Source organism: Streptomyces sp. 2P-4, from assembly GCF_030167965.1.
In the GTDB taxonomy this organism is placed as follows: Bacteria; Actinomycetota; Actinomycetes; order Streptomycetales; family Streptomycetaceae; genus Streptomyces; species Streptomyces globosus_A.
The window spans coordinates 3,625,673-3,646,245 of record NZ_CP095011.1; the positions used below are offsets into that span (position 1 = coordinate 3,625,673).

The 20,573-nt window shown below is 74.3% G+C and carries 20 protein-coding genes and 1 tRNA gene; 10 read left to right on the forward strand and 11 right to left on the reverse strand.

The annotated features are described in order from the left end of the window. Positions 1–9: 9 nt before the first annotated feature. Together MUK52_RS15875 and MUK52_RS15880 are read right to left on the reverse strand one after the other, a co-directional pair. Positions 10–600 carry a TetR/AcrR family transcriptional regulator gene (locus tag MUK52_RS15875; RefSeq protein ID WP_114053296.1) on the reverse strand — a complete coding sequence of 197 codons (591 nt, stop codon included), beginning with the start codon at positions 598–600 and terminating at the stop codon, positions 10–12. Beyond that, on the reverse strand, positions 597–2,147 hold the full coding sequence (locus MUK52_RS15880) for a 3-hydroxyacyl-CoA dehydrogenase (RefSeq protein ID WP_114053295.1): 1,551 nt from the start codon (positions 2,145–2,147) through the stop codon (positions 597–599). The genes MUK52_RS15875 and MUK52_RS15880 overlap by 4 nt, the downstream gene beginning before the upstream one ends. A 166-nt stretch (positions 2,148–2,313) precedes the next feature. Here MUK52_RS15880 and paaN point away from each other — a divergent pair, with 166 nt between their 5' ends. Then, positions 2,314–4,014, forward strand: coding sequence for a phenylacetic acid degradation protein PaaN (paaN, locus tag MUK52_RS15885; protein WP_114053294.1), 1,701 nt, complete (start codon positions 2,314–2,316; stop codon positions 4,012–4,014). 37 nt (positions 4,015–4,051) lie between these two features. Here paaN and MUK52_RS15890 read toward each other — a convergent pair whose 3' ends face one another. Genes MUK52_RS15890 through MUK52_RS15900 form a run of 3 tightly spaced genes read right to left on the reverse strand, consistent with a single transcriptional unit; the run spans position 4,052 to position 6,731 of the window. Beyond that, positions 4,052–4,795 (reverse strand): TrmH family RNA methyltransferase, encoded by a 744-nt coding sequence (locus MUK52_RS15890; RefSeq protein WP_284577251.1) that lies wholly within the window; start codon positions 4,793–4,795, stop codon positions 4,052–4,054. A 23-nt stretch (positions 4,796–4,818) separates the two neighbouring features. Continuing rightward, positions 4,819–6,066: an HTTM domain-containing protein gene (locus MUK52_RS15895; RefSeq protein WP_428985380.1), complete on the reverse strand. Its 1,248-nt coding sequence runs from the start codon at positions 6,064–6,066 to the stop codon at positions 4,819–4,821. Beyond that, on the reverse strand, positions 6,051–6,731 hold the full coding sequence (locus MUK52_RS15900; protein WP_246042217.1) for a DUF5819 family protein: 681 nt from the start codon (positions 6,729–6,731) through the stop codon (positions 6,051–6,053). The genes MUK52_RS15895 and MUK52_RS15900 overlap by 16 nt, the downstream gene beginning before the upstream one ends. 136 nt (positions 6,732–6,867) lie before the next feature. Between MUK52_RS15900 and paaA the strand changes: the two genes are divergently transcribed. The 6 genes from paaA to MUK52_RS15930 all read left to right on the forward strand — a co-directional run bounded on the left by paaA (position 6,868) and on the right by MUK52_RS15930 (position 11,780). Next, positions 6,868–7,881 carry a 1,2-phenylacetyl-CoA epoxidase subunit PaaA gene (paaA, locus tag MUK52_RS15905; RefSeq protein ID WP_114053292.1) on the forward strand — a complete coding sequence of 338 codons (1,014 nt, stop codon included), beginning with the start codon at positions 6,868–6,870 and terminating at the stop codon, positions 7,879–7,881. Then, positions 7,878–8,162, forward strand: a complete 285-nt coding sequence (gene paaB, locus MUK52_RS15910) for a 1,2-phenylacetyl-CoA epoxidase subunit PaaB (RefSeq protein WP_114053291.1) — start codon at positions 7,878–7,880, stop codon at positions 8,160–8,162. Before paaA ends, paaB begins: the two co-directional genes overlap by 4 nt. After that, positions 8,159–8,884 (forward strand): 1,2-phenylacetyl-CoA epoxidase subunit PaaC, encoded by a 726-nt coding sequence (gene paaC, locus MUK52_RS15915; RefSeq protein WP_114053290.1) that lies wholly within the window; start codon positions 8,159–8,161, stop codon positions 8,882–8,884. Before paaB ends, paaC begins: the two co-directional genes overlap by 4 nt. Then, positions 8,881–9,405: a 1,2-phenylacetyl-CoA epoxidase subunit PaaD gene (gene paaD, locus MUK52_RS15920; RefSeq protein WP_114058355.1), complete on the forward strand. Its 525-nt coding sequence runs from the start codon at positions 8,881–8,883 to the stop codon at positions 9,403–9,405. The genes paaC and paaD overlap by 4 nt, the downstream gene beginning before the upstream one ends. After that, positions 9,406–10,542, forward strand: coding sequence for a 2Fe-2S iron-sulfur cluster-binding protein (locus MUK52_RS15925; RefSeq protein WP_284577255.1), 1,137 nt, complete (start codon positions 9,406–9,408; stop codon positions 10,540–10,542). A 101-nt stretch (positions 10,543–10,643) separates the two neighbouring features. Further along, a complete protein-coding gene (locus MUK52_RS15930; protein WP_284577257.1) occupies positions 10,644–11,780 on the forward strand; it encodes an acyl-CoA dehydrogenase family protein in 1,137 nt (378 codons plus the stop codon). Between the two features lie 84 nt (positions 11,781–11,864). Here MUK52_RS15930 and MUK52_RS15935 read toward each other — a convergent pair whose 3' ends face one another. The 6 genes from MUK52_RS15935 to MUK52_RS15960 all read right to left on the reverse strand — a co-directional run bounded on the left by MUK52_RS15935 (position 11,865) and on the right by MUK52_RS15960 (position 17,345). Further along, the gene (locus MUK52_RS15935) at positions 11,865–12,209 is read right to left on the reverse strand and encodes a rhodanese-like domain-containing protein (protein WP_114053287.1); all 345 of its coding nucleotides are present in this window, start codon (positions 12,207–12,209) and stop codon (positions 11,865–11,867) included. A 67-nt stretch (positions 12,210–12,276) separates the two neighbouring features. Further along, a complete protein-coding gene (locus MUK52_RS15940) occupies positions 12,277–13,134 on the reverse strand; it encodes a J domain-containing protein (protein WP_428985379.1) in 858 nt (285 codons plus the stop codon). Positions 13,135–13,256: 122 nt separating this feature from the next. After that, entirely contained in the window at positions 13,257–14,708 is a 1,452-nt protein-coding gene (locus MUK52_RS15945; protein ID WP_114053286.1) for a DUF2252 domain-containing protein, read from the reverse strand. A gap of 67 nt (positions 14,709–14,775) precedes the next feature. Further along, complete coding sequence (locus MUK52_RS15950) at positions 14,776–15,435, reverse strand: response regulator (protein ID WP_114053285.1); 660 nt, start codon at positions 15,433–15,435, stop codon at positions 14,776–14,778. 8 nt (positions 15,436–15,443) lie between these two features. Further along, entirely contained in the window at positions 15,444–17,117 is a 1,674-nt protein-coding gene (locus tag MUK52_RS15955) for a sensor histidine kinase (RefSeq protein WP_246042216.1), read from the reverse strand. A gap of 145 nt (positions 17,118–17,262) precedes the next feature. After that, positions 17,263–17,345, reverse strand: a tRNA-Leu gene (locus MUK52_RS15960). Between the two features lie 293 nt (positions 17,346–17,638). Between MUK52_RS15960 and MUK52_RS15965 the strand changes: the two genes are divergently transcribed. The 3 genes from MUK52_RS15965 to MUK52_RS15975 all read left to right on the forward strand — a co-directional run bounded on the left by MUK52_RS15965 (position 17,639) and on the right by MUK52_RS15975 (position 20,555). Beyond that, positions 17,639–18,442: an FHA domain-containing protein gene (locus tag MUK52_RS15965; RefSeq protein WP_114053283.1), complete on the forward strand. Its 804-nt coding sequence runs from the start codon at positions 17,639–17,641 to the stop codon at positions 18,440–18,442. A 10-nt stretch (positions 18,443–18,452) separates the two neighbouring features. Next, on the forward strand, positions 18,453–18,950 hold the full coding sequence (locus MUK52_RS15970) for an FHA domain-containing protein FhaB/FipA (RefSeq protein WP_114053282.1): 498 nt from the start codon (positions 18,453–18,455) through the stop codon (positions 18,948–18,950). A gap of 144 nt (positions 18,951–19,094) precedes the next feature. After that, positions 19,095–20,555, forward strand: a complete 1,461-nt coding sequence (locus MUK52_RS15975) for a PP2C family protein-serine/threonine phosphatase (protein ID WP_114058353.1) — start codon at positions 19,095–19,097, stop codon at positions 20,553–20,555. The last annotated feature ends 18 nt before the right edge of the window (positions 20,556–20,573 follow it).

A 20,573-nucleotide genomic window follows, 5' to 3' on the forward strand; every position in this document is an offset into this window, starting at 1 on the left:
CCCAGTCCGCTACGGCCGGGCGGTGCGCAGCCCGTCGAAGGCCATGTGGACGACCGCGTCGGCCAGCTGGCCGGGGGTGGTCCCCGGGTGCGGCCGGTACCACTCGACGAGCGAGTTCACCATGCCGAACAGCAGGCGCGTGGCCAGCCTGATGTCCACGTCCGCGCGCAGGTCGCCGTCCGCCGCGGCGGCCTTCAGCAGCTCCGCGACCTGGTGGTCGAACTCGCGGCGCCGCTCCAGCGCCCACCGCTCGGTGCGCGTGTTGCCCCGCACCCGCAGCAGCAGCGTCACGTACGGCAGTTCGTCGACCAGCACCTCGACGGTGCGCCGGGTCACGTACTCCACGCGCTCCACCGCCCGGCCGCGTACCGCGCCGGGCTCGTCGAGGACGGAGAACAGCCCGTCCAGGGCCCGGCTGACGGCGCGCTGCAGGAGCTCCTCCTTGCCCGCGACGTGGTGGTAGATCGAGGACTTCGAGATGCCCGCCGCCTTGGAGAGGTGCTCCATGGAGGTGCCGTCGTAGCCGCGCTCGTTGAAGACCTGGACCGCCACGGAGAGCAGGCTCTCCGGGGTGTAGGTGTCGCGCCTGGCGGTGGTCATGCGCCGTCCCCGTCCTGCCCGTCCGCGCCGTCCCCGGCCTCGCCGGCGTCCGCCGCGTCCTCGGCGTAGCCGAGCCTGAACAGCGCGAGGGAGGGTGCGTACCGACCGCCCGGGCAGCGCTCGTCCAGGTGGTGCAGCAGGTCGTAGGCCCAGTCGCGGCCGAGGCGGCGGTGCCATTCCAGCGGGCCGAGCGGGTAGTTCACGCCCAGCTTCATCGCGGTGTCGATGTCCTCGGCGGTGGCGACGCCGCGGGCGACGGCGTCCGCGGTGAGGTCGATCAGCATCGCGACCGTGCGGGCCACGATCATGCCGGGCACGTCGCCGATGACGGAGACCTGCTTGCCGAGCCGCTGGAAGAGGCCGACGGCCTCGGCGAGGGTGCGCTCGCTCGTGTCCGCCGAGGCGGACAGGGCGATCCGGGCGGCGCCGCGGTAGTCCGGCGAGAGGTCGAAGTAGACGACGTCGGTGAACTCGACGGACGTCCTGCCGTCGGCGAGGACCAGCTGGCCCTCGCCGGGCAGCTGGATGTACGGGCCCCCGCTGCCGGCGGCCGTGACGGCCACGCCGGCCTCCTCGATCAGGTCCACCAGCTCCGCGGCCGGCCCGAGGTCGCCGACGACGGTCACCTTCTCCGGCGCCTCCTCGGGCGCGGCGGTGTGCGGCTGCGGAAGCTGTGCGTCCGGCCCGTACGGGAACCAGCCGTGCCCCGACTTGCGGCCGAGGCGGCCCGACTGGACCAGGCGGCGCTGCGCGAGCGAGGGGGTGAACTTCGGGCTGTGGTGGAAGGACTCCCACACGGAGCGCGTGACGGCCTCGTTGACGTCCTGGCCGATCAGGTCGGTCAGCGCGAAGGGCCCCATCCGGAAGCCGCCGCACTCGCGGAGCACGGCGTCGATCGTCGCCGGGTCCGCGCCCTGCTCCTCGTACACGGCGAAGGCCTCGGCGTAGAAGGGCCGGGCGATCCGGTTGACGATGAAGCCGGGGGTGTCGGCGCAGCGCACCGGCGTCTTCCCCCAGCCGAGGACGGTGCGGTACGCGGACTCGGCGGCGGCCGGGTCGGTCGCGAAGCCGCTGACCACCTCGACGAGCGGGAGCAGCGGGGCCGGGTTGAAGAAGTGCAGGCCGAGGAAGCGGCCCGGGTGGGCGAGGCCTCCCGCGAGCTCGGTGACGGAGAGGGAGGAGGTGTTCGTGGCGAGCAGCGCGTCCGGCGCGACCACCTCTTCGAGGGCGGCGAACAGCGCCCGCTTGACTGCGGTGTCCTCGACGACGGCCTCGATGACCAGGGCGGCGTCCGCGAGGTCGGCCAGGGTGGCCGCGGATCCGATCCGGGCGGCCGCGTCTGCGGCCTCGGCGCGCTCGATGCGGCCCTTGGCCGCCATCCGCTCCACGCGGTCCCGGACGATGCCGACGGCGTCGGCGGCGAGGCCGGCGCTCACGTCGTGGACCAGGACGCGGTGGCCCGCCAGCAGGGCGACCTGGGCGATTCCCTGGCCCATGGTGCCCGCGCCGACGACCGCCACGGTGCGGGACCGCTCGATTGCTGTCATGTCCTGATCCTCCCGCACCGGGTTGTCCACAGGCCGGTCGGGCCCTCTTGTCCCGACCGATCGTTCGGTTACTCTAACTCCAGTCTGCTCGTCTTCACCCGCCCTTGCCTGAACCCAGCCGCGATCCAGTCCGATCTTGCCCGGCTCAACGAGGAGTTGGTCCCTGATGGCCGCCGAGCCCACCCGCCCCCAGACGACCGCCCTGTCGGAGCTCTCCGCCCGGCACCGGCCCACCCTCGACCAGGCGCTGGAGGCCATCCGCAGCCGCGCGTACTGGTCCCCGCACCCGGAGCACCCCAAGGCCTACGGCGAGACCGCCCCGGCCGACGGCCTGGCGGCCTTCGAGGCGCTGCGGGGCACGCGCCTGGAGCTGGACCAGCCGGGGACGGACGGCTGGACCGGCGGCGAGGTCTCCCCGTACGGCCCGGAGCTGGGCGTGGAGTACCCGCACGCCGACATGGACGTGCTGCTGCCCGCGATGAAGGCGGGCATGGCCGCCTGGCGGGATGCCGGCCCGGAGGCGCGCGCCCTGGTCTGCATCGAGATCCTGGCCCGGATCAGCGCCCGGACGCACGAGTTCGCGCACGCGGTGATGCACACCAGCGGCCAGGCCTTCATGATGGCGTTCCAGGCGGGCGGCCCCCACGCCCAGGACCGCGGCCTGGAGGCCGTGGCGTACGCGTACGCGGAGCAGACCCGCGTGCCCGGCGAGGCCGCCTGGTCCAAGCCGCAGGGGAAGCGTGACCCGCTCCGGCTGGACAAGACCTTCAAGGCAGTCCCGCGCGGCATCGCCCTGCTGATCGGCTGCAACACCTTCCCCACGTGGAACGGCTACCCGGGCCTCTTCGCCTCCCTCGCCACCGGCAACCCGGTGCTGGTCAAGCCCCACCCGCGCGCGGTCCTCCCGCTCGCCCTGACCGTGCAGGCGGCCCGTACCGTCCTGGCGGAGGCCGGCTTCGACCCGAACCTGGTGGCGCTGGCGGCCGAGCGCCCCGGCGAGGGCATCGCCAAGGCCCTCGCGGTCCGCCCCGAGATCAAGGTGATCGACTACACGGGCTCCACGGAGTTCGGCGACTGGCTGGAGGCCAACGCCCGCCAGGCTCAGGTCTACACGGAGAAGGCCGGCGTCAACACGGTCGTCGTCGACTCCACGGACGACTACAAGGGCATGCTGGCGAACCTGGCCTTCTCGCTTTCCCTGTACAGCGGCCAGATGTGCACGACCCCGCAGAACCTGCTGATCCCGCGCGACGGCATCGACACCGACGCCGGCCGCAAGACCTACGACGAGGTCGTCGCGGACCTCGCGGCCTCGGTCGGCGGCCTCCTCGGGGACGACGCCCGGGCCAACGCCCTGCTCGGCGCCCTGGTCAATCCGGACGTCAAGGCCCGGCTGGAGGCGGCGGCCGGGCTCGGCGAGGTGGCCCTCGCCTCCCGCGAGGTCGCGAACCCCGACTTCCCTGACGCCGTGGTCCGCACCCCGGTCATGGTGAAGCTGGACGCGGCCAAGCCGGACGACGCGGCGCCCTACCTCTCCGAGTGCTTCGGCCCGGTCTCCTTCGCGGTCGCCGTGGACTCCACGGCGGACGCCCTGGAACTGCTGCGGCGCACGGTCCGCGAGAAGGGCGCCATGACGGTGGGCGCGTACACCACCTCGGCGGACACCGAGCGGGCCGTCGAGGAGGTCTGCCTGGAGGAGTCGGCGCAGCTGTCGCTGAACCTGACCGGCGGGGTGTACGTCAACCAGACGGCCGCCTTCTCCGACTTCCACGGCTCCGGCGGCAACCCCGCGGCGAACGCGGCGCTGTGCGACGGGGCGTTCGTCGCGAACCGGTTCCGCATGGTGGAGGTCCGCCGCCAGGCCTGACGGCTGCGGCGGGGGCAGGGGTAGGGCAGGGGCAGGCTCAGCCGGCCTTGGGCCCGCCCCAGTGGAAGAGGGACATGGCCACGCTGGTGGCCAGGTTGTAGCTGGACACCTGGGGCCTCATCGGCAGCGACACCAGGTGGTCGGCGCGGGCGCGCAGCTCGGGCGAGATGCCGTGGCGCTCGGAGCCGAAGGCCAGCAGGGCGTCGTCCGGGAGGGCGAGGGCGCGGATGTCCTCGCCCTCCGGGTCGAGCGCGTACAGGGGGCCCTCGGGCAGGGTGTCGAGGGTGACCCGGTCCACGGTCGTCGCGTAGTGCAGCCCGGCGCCGGCCCGGACCACGTTCGGGTGCCAGGGGTCGAGGTCGCCGCGGGTCACCACGCCCGTGGCTCCGAAGCCGGCGGCCAGCCGGACCACGGCTCCGACGTTCCCGAGGTTGCGGGGGTTGTCCAGCACCACCACGGGCGCGCTCCGCGGCCGCCGGTCCAGCAGGGCCCGCCCCCGCGCCGCGTCCGGCCGTACGGCGAGGGCGGCGACCCCGGTGGGGTGCACGCGGGCGAGGAGCCCGCGCAGGTCGGCGGGGCGCAGCAGCCGCCGTACGTCGTCGAGGACGTCGGGGGCGAGCTGCGCGGCCAGTGCGAGGGCGGCGCCGGGGTCCTGGGCCACGGCGATCCGCACGTCCGCACCGAACCGCAGGGCGTGCTTGAGGGCGTGGAATCCGTCGAGCAGCACGAGCCCGTCCTGCTCCAGCCCCGCCTGCCACTCCCGCACCGTCTTGTCGCTCATGCCCCGACCCTACGGCGCCGCGCTCACCCCGCGGTGCGCACATCCGGCGGAGCGGGACCGGGGCCGGTCCCCGCCCCGCCGCCGGGGGCCCGCTGCGAGGGGAGGACCGCGGCGTCCGGTCCGCCGCCCGGCCGCGCCCGGCGCAGCCGCCGCGCGAGCCCGGTGCGCGCGCCTGCGGCCCGCGCCCCGAGCCACAGCAGGAACGCGGTCGGCAGGAACACCGCGTCGGCGGCGATCATCGCCATGGAGAAGAACGGCAGCCCCAGCAGCACCGCGATGCCCGCGTGCTCCAGCACCATCACGGCGAGCAGGACGTTCTTCACACGCCGCTGGAAGACCGTGAACGGGAACGCCACCTGCACCGCGACCGTCCCGTACGTCAGCAGCATCACCAGCGTGCCGCTGCCCGCCAGCAGCGACGACAGCTCCGGCCAGGGGCTGAAGTAGTCGAGGCCGAGCGGGTAGTACAGCGCGGTCCCGTCCTGCCACCGCGACCCCTGGACCTTGTACCAGCCGGCGGTCGCGTAGATCAGGCACACCTCGGCCGCGATGACGAGCATGCCGGCGTTGTGCACCGTGTTCGCGAGGACGTCGAGGACGGCCCGGGCCTCGCTGCGCGGCTCGTACCGGTCGGCCGTCCACCACACGGCGCAGACGACCCACAGGGCGGCGAAGGCGGCGACCCAGCCGTAGCCGAGCCGCCCGGTCACCGTGCCGAACGCGAACACCGCGCCGAGGAGGCCCCACAGCACCGGCCCGGCCGCCCCGGCGGAGGCCGAGCCGTGCCGCCGCGCCCGGCGCGCGTCCAGCGACCACACCTGCGCACACCGGGTCAGGACCAGGTAGATCGCCATCAGGTGGATGACGTTGTCCCCGCCGTCGCCCATGAACACGCTGCGGTTCTGCAGGGACAGCACCCCGGCCGCGAACACGGCGGACACCGCCCTGGTACGCCAGCCCAGGGCGAGCAGGGCGCTCGACGCCGCCGACAGCGCGTACACGGCCTCGAACCACAGGGCCGAGTCCGACCACAGCAGGACGGTGAAGGCGTGGTTGGAGTCGACGAGCCGCCGGGCCAGCTCCCAGCTCCACGGGCCGTCGGGCCCGTACAGCTCGTGCCGGTGGGGGAACTCGCGCAGCAGGAAGCACAGCCAGGTCGTCGCGAAGCCGATGCGGACGACGGCGCTCTGGTAGGGGCCGAGCGCCTCCCCGGTGGCGCGGGCCAGGGCGCGGCCGGCGGCGGCCCGGGCCCTCCTCACACCGTCCACCACGACAGCTCCCGGTGGTGGGTGCGGGTGTCGGTCTCCTCGTCGCTCCACGCGGGGGCCTCGACGGCACGCGTGGCGGAGCGCAGCTGGACCCGGACGATCTCGCCGCCGTCGGCGGGGCGGGCGGCCCGCAGCCGGTTCAGCGCGATCCGCTTGAGGTACTGCTCCGACAGTCCGCCGCGCTCGCCGACGGGCTGGTCCTCCTCGTCGTGCGAGGCGGTGAAGAAGTCCCAGGCCCGCCGCAGCTCGTTCTGGCGGGTGTGGCTGGGGAAGAAGCTGTGCCGGATGGCCTTGCCGTCCTCGGCGGAGAGGTCGCGCCACTCCTCGGTGACGAGGCCGCCGTCGCGGGTGCGGACCTGGGCGCGCGCCTCGACGGCGATGTTCTGCTGGAGGGGGTTGGGGGCGAAGAGCTTCCAGTTCTGCTCGAACTCGGGGTAGATCCAGGCGTCCACGGCCCCCGCGTGCCGCTTGCTGAGCGTGTTGGCCGGGGCGACGTGCAGGAAGACGGCCGCGAGGTGCGCGCAGGCGGTGAGGGCGACGGCGGCCAGGGCAGCCGAGGCGACGACGCGGCCGGGGGTGCCGAGGCCGGCGATGCCGGGCGCCCGGACGGGCGGCGGCGGATCGGGTGGAAGGGGCTCCTCCGCGGCCTCGCGCCCGTTCGCTTCCATCCCGCCCCGATCGTTTCGCCGTCCACAGGGTCGACCTCAGAGGTTGACACCCTACGGGGCGCCGTCTCACCATTGAAGAGCATGAACCGAACGATCGGTCGGTCGGGCGGTCAAAGGACTCTGGCAGGGGGCCGGGATGGTGGCAGTGACCCCGGAATCGGGGCAGGACTCGGGCCTCGGGGCTGACCTCGGAGCACAGCTCGCGGCGGCCTTCGACGCCGCGGTCGCGGCCGACGAGCGCGTCGAGCCGCGGGACTGGATGCCCGAGGAGTACCGTGCCTCGCTCGTCCGCCAGATGGCGCAGCACGCCCACTCCGAGATCATCGGCATGCAGCCCGAGGCCAACTGGATCACGCGCGCGCCCTCACTGCGGCGCAAGGCGATCCTCATGGCCAAGGTGCAGGACGAGGCCGGGCACGGCCTGTACCTGTACAGCGCGGCCGAGACCCTCGGCACCAGCCGGGACGAGCTGCTCGACAAGCTGCACTCCGGCCGGCAGAAGTACTCGTCGATCTTCAACTACCCCACGCTGACGTGGGCGGACGTCGGCGCGATCGGCTGGCTCGTGGACGGCGCGGCGATCACCAACCAGGTACCGCTGTGCCGCTGCTCCTACGGCCCGTACGCCCGCGCGATGGTCCGCATCTGCAAGGAGGAGTCCTTCCACCAGCGCCAGGGCTTCGAGCTCCTCCTCGCCCTCTCGAAGGGCACCCCGGAGCAGCACGCGATGGCGCAGGACGCGGTGGACCGCTGGTGGTGGCCCTCGCTGATGATGTTCGGCCCGCCGGACGACGAGTCGGCGCACTCGGCGCAGTCCATGGCCTGGCGGATCAAGCGCCACTCCAACGACGAGCTGCGCCAGCGGTTCGTGGACATCGCCGTCCCCCAGGCCGAGACCCTCGGCCTGACCCTGCCCGACCCGGACCTGAAGTGGAACGAGGAGCGCGGGCACTACGACTTCGGACCGATCGACTGGGCGGAGTTCTGGGACGTCCTCAAGGGCAACGGCCCCTGCAACGAGCAGCGGCTGAGCCAGCGCCGCCGGGCGCACGAGGAGGGCGCGTGGGTCCGCGAGGCCGCCGCGGCCTACGCACGCAAGCACGCGGCGGCACCGGCCGCGGCGGAACGGAACGAGGAGGCACGGGTATGACGCAGAACTGGCCGCTGTGGGAGGTGTTCGTGCGCTCGCGGCGAGGCCTGTCGCACACGCACGCGGGCAGCCTCCACGCGCCGGACGCCGAGATGGCCCTGCGCAACGCCCGCGACCTGTACACCCGGCGCAGCGAGGGCGTCTCCATCTGGGTGGTGCCCTCCGCCGAGATCACCGCCTCCTCGCCGGACGAGCGCGACCCCTTCTTCGCGCCCGCCGCCGACAAGGCGTACCGGCACCCGACCTTCTACGACATCCCGGAGGGGGTGAGCCACCTGTGACCGCCACCGGCACCGCCGTCTCCGCCGCCCTCGCCCTCGGCGACGACGCGCTGATCCTCTCGCACCGCCTCGGCGAATGGGCCGGCCACGCCCCCGAGCTGGAGGAGGAGGTCGCCCTCGCCAACATCGCGCTCGACCTGCTCGGCCAGGCCCGCTTCCTGCTGTCCATGGCGGGCGACGAGGACGAGATGGCCTTCCTCCGCGAGGAGCGGTCCTTCCGCAACCTCCAGCTCGTCGAGCAGCCGAACGGGGACTTCGCGCACACCATCGCCCGTCAGCTGTACTTCAGCCTGTACCAGCACGAACTGCACACGGACCTCGCCGCCGGGGACGGCCCCTTCGCCGGGCTCGCCGCGAAGGCCGTCAAGGAGACCGCCTACCACCGCGACCACGCGGTGCAGTGGACGCTCCGCCTCGGCGACGGCACCGAGGAGAGCCGGCGCCGGATGCGCGCCGCCCTGGACGCCCTGTGGAAGTTCACCGGAGAGATGTTCCAGCCGGTGGAGGGGCTCGACGGCATCGACTGGGCGGCCCTGGAGGGCCGCTGGACCGCCGCCCTGGCCGAGGTGCTGGAGCGGGCCGGCCTCGCCCTCCCCGAGGGGCCGCGCACCGGCGCCTGGGCGGCCGGAGCGGGCCGGCAGGGCCTGCACACCGAGCCTTTCGGCAGGATGCTCGCCGAGATGCAGCACCTGCACCGCAGCCACCCGGGGGCGTCGTGGTGACCGGCCCGGCCGGCTCCGGATCCGGCACCGCGACCGCGACCCGCCTGGAGGAGGAGCTGGCGGCCCTCGCCGGCTCCGTCCCGGACCCGGAGCTGCCCGTGCTCACCCTCGCCGACCTCGGCGTCCTGCGCGGGGTGCGGGTGCACGAGGACGGCCACGCCGAGGTCACCCTGACCCCCACCTACACCGGCTGCCCGGCGGTGGAGGCGATGTCCGCCGACATCGAGCGCGTCCTCGCCGGCCACGGCATCCCCGACGTGCGGGTCCGCACCGTGCTCTCCCCGGCCTGGTCGACCGACGACATCACGGCCGAAGGACGCCGCAAGCTCGCCGAGTTCGGCATCGCCCCGCCCCGCCCGCACGCGGCGGGCGGACCGGTGCCGGTCGCCCTGTCGGTGCGCTGCCCGCACTGCGGGTCCACCGAGACCGAGCTGCTCAGCCGCTTCTCCTCCACCGCGTGCAAGGCGCTGCGCCGCTGCACCGCCTGCCGCGAACCGTTCGACCACTTCAAGGAGCTGTAGATGGCCGCGACGACGCCGGCGCCCGCGCCGAGCCCCGCGCGACCCGCGCGCCACGGCGCCTTCCACCGGCTGGCGGTGTCGGCGGTCGACCGGCTCACCGACGACTCCGTGGCGCTGACGCTGTCGGTCCCCGAGGAGCTGCGCGACGCCTACCGGCACGCTCCCGGCCAGCACCTGACGCTGCGCCGCACCGCCCCCGGCGGCGCCGAGGTCCGGCGCACGTACTCGATCTGCTCCCCGGCCCCCGACCCGGCCGGGCCGGGCCCGGCGTCGCTCCAGGTCGGCGTCCGCCTGGTGGAGGGCGGCGAGTTCTCCACCTTCGCGCACAAGGAGGCCGCCGCCGGGGACGTCCTGGAGGTGATGGTCCCGGCCGGGCGCTTCGTCCTCGACCCGGCGGCCGCCCCGGCCGGCGCCCACTACGCGGCCGTCGTCGGCGGCAGCGGCATCACCCCGGTGCTGTCCATCGCGGCGACGCTGCTCGCGGCCCGGCCCGACGCCCGGTTCTGCCTGGTGCGCAGCGACCGCACGGCCGCCTCCACGATGTTCCTGGAGGAGGTCGCCGATCTCAAGGACCGCTACCCGGACCGCTTCCAGCTGGTGACGGTGCTCTCCCGCGAGGAGCAGGAGGCGGGCCTGCCCTCCGGCCGGCTCGACCAGGAGCGCCTGACGGGCCTGCTGCCGGCGCTGCTGCCCGTCGCCGACGTGACGGGCTGGTACCTGTGCGGCCCGTACGGGCTGGTCGTCGAGGCGGAGCGCGCCCTCGGCTCGCTGGGCGTGGTCCGCACCCGGATCCACGAGGAGGTCTTCCACGTCGAGGACACGGCGGCGCCCGCCGCGCCCGCGTCCGCCGCCGCGCCGGCCCACGGCCGGGTCACCGCGCGCCTGGACGGCCGCGCCGGCACCTGGCCCGTGCAGGCCGGCGAGTCCCTGCTCGACACGGTCCTGCGGAACCGGGCGGACGCGCCGTACGCCTGCAAGGGCGGCGTCTGCGGGACCTGCCGGGCGTTCGTGGTCTCGGGCGAGGTCCGGATGGACCGGAACTTCGCCCTGGAGGCCGAGGAGACGGAGGCCGGGTTCGTGCTGGCCTGCCAGTCGCACGCGCTGACCGAGGAAGTCGAGATCGACTTCGACCGCTGACACCCACCGCCGACCGCGGCCTGTCCAATTGCCGGAACCTGCCCTATCTTGACGCTCCGTCAGATACGGGGGCGGGTTCCGGCGCATCGGGAGGACGGGCAGTGGACTTCACCTTCACCGAGGAGCAGCAGGCCGCCGCGGAGGCGGCCGCAGCCGTCTTCGCGGACACCGCACCGGACGTGGTGCCGAGCCCGGCCCTGGTCTCCGGCGCCGTCGCGGACGACTTCGACCGCGCCCTGTGGTCCCGCCTCGCGGCCGCGGACCTCCTCGGCCTGGTCCTGGCCGAGGAGCACGGTGGGGCGGGCCTCGGCGCCACCGCCCTCTGCCTGGTGCTGCGCGAGGCGGGCAGGGTGCTCGCCCGGGTGCCGCTGCTGGAGCACTGCGCCACCGCCGCGGCGCTCCAGGCCCACGCCGGCCCTGAACTGGCCGCCGCCCTGCTGCCCGGCGCCGGCGCGGGCCGGCCCGTCCTGACCGCCGCCGCACACGGCCGCACCGGCCACGACCCGGCGGAGCTCGCCGTCACCGCACGCCGCGACGGCGCCGACTGGCTCCTGGACGGCATGCAGACCGCCGTCCCCTGGGCGCACGGCGCGGACTGGACCGCCGTACCGGCGCACACCGGCGGCGGGGAGGCGGTTCTCGCCCTGGTACCGCGCGGCGCGCCGGGCCTCGCCCTCGCCGACCAGTTCTCCACCAGCGGGGAGCGGCTCGCCGAGCTCACCCTGAACGGGGTGCGCGTCCCCGCGGCACACCTCATCCAAGCCCCGCAGGCCTGGGAGCGGCTGCGCGGTCTCCTCACTCTCGGGACGTGCGCGCTCGCCCTCGGCGCCGGCTCGGCCGTCCTCGGCATGACCAGCCGGTACACCGCGCAGCGCGAGCAGTTCGGTTTCCCTGTCGCCACGTTCCAGGCGGTCGCCGTGCAGGCCGCCGACCGCTACGTCGACCTGCGCGCGATGGAGGCCGTCCTCTGGCAGGCGGCGTGGCGCCTCGACGCCGACGGGGCAGGCGGCCCGCTGCCCGCGGCCGGCGACCTCGCCGTCGCGAAGATCTGGGCGTCGGAGGGCGTGCGCCGCATCGTCCAGACCGCCCAGCACCTGCACGGCGGCCTCGGCGCCGACACCGGCTACCCGCTGCACCGCTACCACGCCTGGGCCAAGCAGCTGGAGCTCCAGCTCGGGCCGGCCGCCGCGCACGAGCAGGAACTGGGCGACCTGCTGGCCGCCCACCCGCTCTCCTGAGCCCCCGCCGGGGCGCCCCTGCCAGGCCCTGTCGTCACACTCGCGTCGTCGCCCGAAGGGCAGACGGGAGTGTGACGACAGGGCCTAGAGCACGAAGGCGTCGGCGCCGGTCTCCGCCACCATCGCACGGCCGGCGCCCTGCCAGGCCTGCATGCCGCCGTCGACGTTGACCGCGTCGATGCCCTGGCGGACCAGGTACTGGGTCACCTGGGCGGAGCGCCCGCCGACGCGGCACACCACGTGGACCCGGCGGCCGTCCTCGACGGCCTCCGTCAGCTCGCCGAAGCGGGCCACGAAGTCGCTCATGGGGATGTGCAGCGCGCCCTCGACGTGGCCCGCGGCCCACTCGTCGTCCTCGCGGACGTCCAGGACAAACCCTTCAGCGGGCACCGCGGCGGCGTCCACCGAGGGAAGCGGCCCGAAGTTCATACGTCGCCCTCTCTCGTCACAGGTCAGGGCCCCCCAACTTAGCCGAGCCGGAGGCCCTGCGGCCCCGCTACGGCCGGCCGGCCAGCTCCGCGAGCAGGGCCTCCTTCTCGGAGACCTGCGCGAGCAGCTGCTCCGCGATCTCGTCGAGCAGCCCGTCCGGGTCCTCGGGCGCCATCCGCAGCATGGCGCCGATCGCGCTGTCCTCCAGCTCCCGGGCCACCACCGACAGCAGCTCCTTGCGCTGCGCCAGCCACTCCAGGCGGGCGTACAGCTCCTCGCTCTCGCCGTACCCCTGCGCGGGGGCGGCGGCCGGGCCGGCCTCCCACTCGGCGGCCAGCTCGCGCAGCTGCTGCTCCTCGCCGCGCCCGTACGCGGCGTTGACCCGCGCGATGAAGGCGTCGCGGCGCTCCCGCTCGGCGTCGTCCTGCGCGAGGTCGGGGTGCGCCCGGCGGACCAGCTCGCGGTAGAGGCGGCGGACCTCCTCCGTGGGCCGGACCCGCTGCGGCGGCCGCACCGGCCGGTCGGTGAGCATCGCGGCGGCGTCGTCGGAGATGCCGCCGGAGTCCATCCAGTCGTGGAAGAGCTCCTCGACGCCCGGCATCGGCATCACCAGCGACCGGGCCTCCCGGGCCAGCCGCAGGTCCTCCTCGTCGCCGGTGCGGGCCGCGCGGGCCTCCGCGATCAGCGCGTCCAGCTCGTCGAGGCGCGTGTACATCGGGCCGAGCTTCTGGTGGTGCAGCCGGGAGAAGTTCTCCACCTCCACCCGGAAGGTCTCGACCGCGATCTCGAACTCGATCAGCGCCTGCTCGGCCGCCCGCACGGCCCGCTCCAGGCGGGCCTCGGGCCGCTCACCGCCGTCCGCACCGCTGCCGCCGGCGCCGCCGGGCGCCCCGGCGGCGGTTTCCTCAGTCTGCTGCTCGCTCACCCGGCCAGCCTAAGGCCGGTGCGCCCGGACCGATGTTTCACGTGGAACATCGGTCCGCGAACGTGACCCGGACGGACGCCGCACCGCCGGGGCACAGCCCGGCAGCGGCCGCGGCGCCCGCCTCAGACGCCGGACTCCGCGGCGATCCGCCCCGCCCGCACCGCCGCCACCAGGTCGGCGTGGTCGGCCTCGCTGCGGTCCGCGTAGGCCACCGCGAACGCGGCGACCGCCTCGTCCAGCTCGCCGTTCTTGCCGCAGTAGCCGGACAGCAGCCGCGGATCCGCCGTGTGCGTGTGCGCCCGGGCCAGCAGCGCGCCGGTCATCCGGCCGTAGTCGTCGAGCTGGGCCGCGGTCAGCGCCGCCGGGTCCACGCTCCCCTTGCGGTTGCGGAACTGCCGCACCTGGTACGGGCGCCCCTCCACGGTCGTCCACCCCAGCAGGATGTCGGACACCACCTGCATCCGCTTCTGCCCCGACACCACCCGCCGGCCCTCGTGCTCCTCGGCGCGGGCGGCGAATCCCACCTCCGGCAGGTGCGGCAGCAGCACCGACGGCCGCGCCTCCTTCACCTGGAGCACCAGCGCCTCGCCCCGGTGGTCCACCAGCAGGACCACGTACGAACGGGTGCCGACACTCCCGGTGCCCACGACCCGGAAGGCGACGTCGTGGATCGCGTACCGGGCCAGCAGCGGCAGCCGGTCGCCCTGGAGGGTCCGCAGGTAAGGGTCCAGCGACGACGCCACGGCGGCCGCCTCCGCGTCCCCGACCCGGCGCAGCACCGGGAGGGCGTCGACGAAGCGCCGGCCGCCGTCGGGGCCCTGCTCGGTCGACTTGGCGGCGAACCGGGCGGAGGTGTTGTTGCGGGCCTTCGCCATGACCCGCTGGAGCGTGCCCAGCAGGTCGCGGGCGTCGGTGTGCGAGACGAGCTCCTCGTCCGCGATGGCGTTCCACGCATCCAGCGCGGGCAGCTTCGCCAGCAGCCGCAGGGTGCGCCGGTAGGCGCCGACCGCGTCGAGGGCGGCCGCCCGGCAGGCGTCCTCGTCGGCGCCGGCCACCCGGCCCGCCAGGACGAGCGAGGTCGCCAGCCGCTTGAGGTCCCACTCCCACGGGCCGAAGACGGTCTCGTCGAAGTCGTTGAGATCCATGACGAGCCCGCCGCGGGCGTCGCCGTACAGCCCGAAGTTCGCCGCGTGCGCGTCGCCGCAGATCTGGGCGCCGATCCCGGTCACCGGCCCGGCGGACAGGTCGTGCGCCATCAGCCCGGCCGCACCCCGCAGGAACGCGAACGGGTTCGCGGCCATCCGGCCCACCCGTATCGGCGTCAGCGCGGCCACCCGCCCGGCGTTGGACTCCTCCACGGCCTGCACCGCGTCGGGCCGTCCGGCGGGCGGCTCGAACCGGGCGTGCGCGGACCGCGGGACGCGCTCGCGCAGCGCCTTGCCGGCCTCCCTCGGCGAGCCCGCCTCGTGCCGCGGCGCGAAACCGCGGACGGCCGGGATCCGGCCGCCGTCCGCCGCCCCGAGCACCGATGCGGCCAGGCCCGCGCCCGCCGCGTACTGCTCCGCCACCGTCATCCGTGCCCCCGCCCCGACCGCCGCACTCCGCCGCGGTCCTGTTGCCTTCCGATGCCGGCGAACCTACCTACAGCCCGGCGTCCCTGGCCAGCAGGGCCGCCTGCACCCGGTTCTCGCAGCCCAGCTTCGACAGGATCCGGCTGACGTACGTCTTCACCGTCGCCTCGCTCATGTGGAGCCGCCGGCCGGCGTCCGCGTTGGACAGCCCCTCCCCGAGCAGCGCCAGGACCCCGCACTCCCGCTCGCTCAGCTCGGCGATCCGCCGCCGCGCCTCCTCGCTGCGGGCGGCGGCCCTGCCGGAGGCCAGCTGGTCGACGACGTGCCGGGTCGCCCCGGGCGAGAGGTAGGCGTCGCCCGCGGCGGCCGCCCGGACCGCGCCGATCAGCTCGCCCGGCGCCGAGTCCTTCAGCAGGAACCCGGCACTGCCCTGGCCGAGCGCCCGCAGCACGTTCTCCTTCTCCCCGAAGGTCGTCAGGACCAGCGCCCGCACCTCGGGGGCGGCCCGGCGCAGCTCGCCGAGCGCGGTCAGGCCGTCCATCACCGGCATCTGGATGTCCAGCAGCACCACATCGGGCGTGTGGGCGCGGGCGAGGTCCACCGCCTGCCGGCCGTCGGACGCCTCCGCCACGACCTCGATCGCCGGGTCCGAGGTCAGGATCATCCTGATCCCCGCCCGGATCAGCGGCTCGTCGTCAGCGATCACGACGCGGATCACCTTGGCTGTCACCCGTGCTCCTAGTGCTCGGCCTCGTACGACTGCTTGTCGACGAGCTTGCCGTCCTTGAAGCAGAACCGGAAAACCGTATCGGTTCCGAAGTCCGAGTCGTCGACCGACATCAGGGCCAGGCACTCCGAGCCCCCGGGCCGCGGCGGCCCCTTCCGGTCCAGGCCGTCCGTCAGGAAGCTGTCGCCGTCGGGCAGCCGGTCCCGCACCGACTGCTCGGAATCGCCGACGCGCACCCGGTCGTAGTCCGCCCGGCTGATCATCGCGTTGTTCGCCGACCCTATGAACAGGGCGATCATGGCCGCGAACACGATCAGGAGCGCCACCACGGCCGCCACCGCTATGCCGCAGCCCAGCGCGAGCCCCCCGGCCCGGCTGCGCCCCCGCACCGCCAGCTCCCGGTCGACGGCCGCCCAGTCCATCGGCGGCCCCCCGGCGAGCCCCCGCTCCTGCTGGCCGAAGTCGTCGGCGGCGTCCTCGGCCCCGGCCGGCTCGGCCCCGTACGGCAGCACGCCCGCGATCCGGAAGCCGCCGTCCCCGGTCGCCCCGGCGTGCACCATCCCGCCGACGAGCCGGGCCCGCTCCCGCAGGCCGGTCAGCCCCTGCCCGCCGGAGACCACCGCCCCGGCAGCCGCCGCGGGGGCCGGCCCGTTGGCGACCTCCACGACCAGGGAGTCGTCCTCGTAGCGCAGCTCGACCGCGATCGCCGCGCCCGGCGCATGCTTGTACGCGTTCGTCAGCGCCTCCTGCACGATCCGGTACGCGGCGTGGTCGCACGCCGCGGCCAGCGGCCGCGGCGTGCCCGCCGTGCCGAGCCGCACGTCGGTGCCGGCGCTGCGCGCCGCCTCGACGATCCCGGCGATACCGGCGACCCCGCGGGCGGCGGGGTGCGCCTCCTCGACCGGGGCGGGCGCCTCCACGCCGTCGCGCAGGATGCCGACGGCCTCGCGCAGTTCGTGCATGGCCGACACCGAGGCCTGCCGCAGCACGCCGACGGCCTCACGCTGGCGGTCCGTGAGCTCCGGATCGACCTCCAGGGCGCCGGTGTGCACCGAGATCAGGGCGAGCTGGTGGCCCAGGCTGTCGTGCATGTCCTGGGCGATCCGCTGGCGTTCGCGCAGCCGGGCCTGCCCGGCGACCATCGCCCGCTCCCGCAGGAGCTGCCTGTTGCGCTCCTGCAGGGCCTGCAGCAGGGTCCGGCGCTGCGACCAGTACCGGCTGGCGAGGCCGGGCATCACGGTCGTCACCAGGAACATCAGCGTGGTGAACACGACGACCAGCAGCGGCCGCATCCCCGACCACTGTTCGAGGACGCCGAAGCCCACGGAGGCGAGGAAGGCGAGGACGAACGCCGCCAGCGCCCGCCCCGCCCCGACGATCCGCCGGCCCGCGGACCAGCCGAGCGGGAGGGTGACCAGCACCGTGCCCGGCAGGAACGGGCCGACGGCCGCTGCGGCGACGAGGGTCGCCGCGGGCAGCCGCCGGCGCAGCAGGACGAGCGGGAACACGGCCGCGGCACCGAGCGCCATGCGCACCGGACCGCCGCTGTCGAGCTCCTCCACCCCGAGGCCGAGCAGCGCGACGCCCGCGGCCAGCGCCAGGTCGGCCGCGAGCATCCGGCCGGTCCAGGGCTCGGGGCCCCGCAGCCACCGCAGGCCCGCACGTGTCTTCGCCGTCACATCCACGCGACGACCCTAGACACCCGCGCGGGCACGGGTCCGCCCTCTTTCGTCGCGTTCCGGCCGACGAAAGTCGGCCGCGTCACACGGAGTTGGGGCCATGACGAAAGAACCCCCGGTGCGGATTTCTCCGAACCGGGGGTTCTGTCAGTGGGCGAGGGGGGATTTGAACCCCCACGTCCCGAAGGACACTGGCACCTGAAGCCAGCGCGTCTGCCGTTCCGCCACTCGCCCGAGCAGCGTCCCAGTGGTTCTTCCCTTTCGGTCCGTCCCCCTGGCGACGTCGAAACATTAGCACGTCATCGGGGCTGGATTCACATCGCTTTCCGGGGGCACCCGGGAGGCGACCCGGAACGCCCCTCCCGCACAGCGCACCGGGTGCGGGACACTGTCCCTTGCGCACCCCTACGATCCCTTGTGAGGACCAACACTCGTCCGCACAGGTCCCAGGGGGAACCACCCGAATCCGCCACGCGTGGATACGATCAGTAAGCAGTACAGGGCGACAGCGACGGAGGAGGTGCCCCATGGGAGTTCTGAAGCGGTTCGAGCAGCGACTCGAAGGTCTGGTGAACGGCACCTTCGCCAAGGTCTTCAAGTCCGAGGTCCAGCCCGTCGAGATCGCCGGCGCCCTCCAGCGGGAGTGCGACAACAACGCCACGATCTGGAACCGCGAGCGGACGGTCGTCCCCAACGACTTCATCGTGGAGCTGAGCACCGGCGACTACGAGCGCCTGAGCCCGTACTCGGGCCAGCTCGGCGACGAGCTCGCGGGCCTGGTCCGCGACTACGCCAAGCAGCAGCGCTACAGCTTCATGGGCCCGATCAAGGTCCACCTGGAGAAGGCGGAGGACCTGGACACCGGCCTCTACCGGGTCCGCAGCCGGACCCTGGCCGCCAGCACCTCGCAGCCCCAGGCCCCGCAGAACCAGCCGGGCGGCTACGGCTACCCGCCGGTCGCCGCGCCGCCCATGCCGGCCGGGCCGCCGCCGGGCGCCCCCGGCCACCGGCCCGGCGCCCCGGCCGGGCCCGCCGCCCCCGGCGGCGGCCCGCGGCGCCACTGGATCGAGATCAACGGCACCCGCCACCAGATTTCCCGCCCGACGCTCGTACTCGGCCGAAGCACCGAGGCCGACGTGCGGATCGACGACCCCGGCGTCTCGCGCCGGCACTGCGAGATCCGGACCGGAACGCCCTCGACGATCCAGGATCTCGGGTCCACCAACGGCATCGTGGTGGACGGGCAGCACACCACCCGCGCTACGCTCCGCGACGGCTCGCGGATCGTCGTGGGCAGCACCACCATCATTTACCGGCAAGCCGAAGGGTGAAGCGGGGGCAATGTCAGAGCTGACCCTGACGGTCATGCGGTTGGGTTTCCTGGCCGTTCTGTGGCTGTTCGTCATCGTGGCCGTCCAGGTCATCCGCAGCGACCTCTTCGGTACGCGCGTCACGCAGCGCGGCTCGCGCCGCGGCAGCGGCTCCGCGCCGCAGGCGCCGGGCCGCCAGGCCGCCGGGCCCCCGCAGCAGCGCCAGCGCCGCGGCGCGCCCACCAAGCTCGTCGTCTCCGAGGGCACCCTGACCGGCACCACGGTCGCCCTGGCAGGCCAGACGATCACGCTGGGCCGGGCGCACGACTCCACCATCGTGCTGGACGACGACTACGCCTCCAGCCGCCATGCCAGGATCTACCCCGACCGTGACGGCCAGTGGATCGTCGAGGATCTCGGGTCCACGAACGGCACGTACCTCGACCGGACCCGGCTGACCACCCCGACGCCCATCCCGCCGGGCGCCCCGATCCGCATCGGCAAGACCGTCATCGAGCTGCGGAAGTAGTACGAGAATGAGCGAGCGGAGCGAGCGAGCCGCGGCAGTCCGTCCCGCCCGGGGCACGGACCCGAGCGCGCTCCCGACCGGAGGGTGGGCAGTGTGGCTCGAGACCGGCTGTACCCCGACGAGGCGTCGACAGGGCAGGTGCACATGAGTCTGTCCCTGCGGTTCGCCGCCGGATCCCACAAGGGCATGATCCGCGAGGGCAACGAGGACTCCGGGTACGCCGGCCCGCGCCTCCTCGCGGTCGCCGACGGCATGGGCGGCCAGGCCGCCGGCGAGGTCGCCAGCTCCGAGGTGATCTCCTCGCTCGTGCAGCTCGACGACGACGTCCCGGGCTCCGACATCCTCACCTCCCTCGGCTCCGCCGTGCAGCGCGCCAACGAGCAGCTGCGCATCATGGTCGAGGAGGACGCCCAGCTCGAAGGCATGGGCACCACGCTGACCGCCCTGCTGTGGACGGGCCAGCGGCTCGGCCTGGTCCACGTCGGAGACTCCCGCGCGTACCTGCTGCGCGACGGCGTCCTGACGCAGATCACACAGGACCACACCTGGGTGCAGCGCCTCGTCGACGAGGGCCGCATCACGGAAGAGGAAGCCACCACCCACCCGCAGCGCTCGCTGCTCATGCGGGCCCTGGGCAGCGGCGACACCGTCGAGCCCGACCTGTCGATCCGCGAGGTCCGGGCCGGCGACCGCTACCTGATCTGCTCCGACGGGCTCTCCGGCGTCGTCTCCCACCAGACCCTGGAGGAGACCCTCGCCGACTACCACGGCCCGCACGAGACGGTGCAGTCCCTGATCCAGCTCGCCCTGCGCGGCGGCGGACCGGACAACATCACCTGCATCGTCGCCGACGTCCTCGACACCGACAGCGGCGACACGCTCGCCGCCCAGCTGAACGACACCCCGGTCGTCGTCGGCGCGGTCGCCGAGAACCAGCACCAGCTCTTCGACGGCGGCGCCATGCAGACCCCCGCGGGCCGCGCCGCCGGCCTCGGCCGGCAGGCGCCCCCGCCCGCCGGCGCCTTCGGGCCGCCCGGCAGCGGCGACGTCCCCGGCTACGGCTACCCCGACCAGAGCCAGTCCGGGGGCGGGTACGGCAGCTTCGGCGACCCCGAGCCCTACGACGACGGCGCCGCCTTCGACGACGGGTACGACAACCCCCGCAGGCGCCGCGGCAAAGGGCGCAAGTGGACCACCCGCACCCTGCTCCTGCTGCTCGTCGCCGGCGTCGTCGGCGGCGGCCTCTACGCGGCCCACCGCTGGACGCAGACGCAGTACTACATCGGCGTCAAGGGCGACCACGTGGCGCTCTTCCGCGGCATCAGCCAGAATCTGGGGCCGCTGGAGCTCTCCAAGGTGGAGACCGACCGCCCCGACATCGAACTGAAGTACCTGCCGCCCTTCAAGCGGAAGCTGGTGGAGGACACCATCGGCGAGGCCAGCCTCGACGGGGCCCGCAAGAAGGTCGATGAACTCGGCACCCAGGTCGCCGCGTGCAAGAAGGAAGAGGAGCGCCGCAAGGCCGAGGCGCAGAACAGCCCGACACCCGGTCCCAGCCTGACTCCCGAGGAGCAGCAGCTGGTCGGCCAGTGCCAGAAGCAGTAGACCCACGCGGGCACAGGG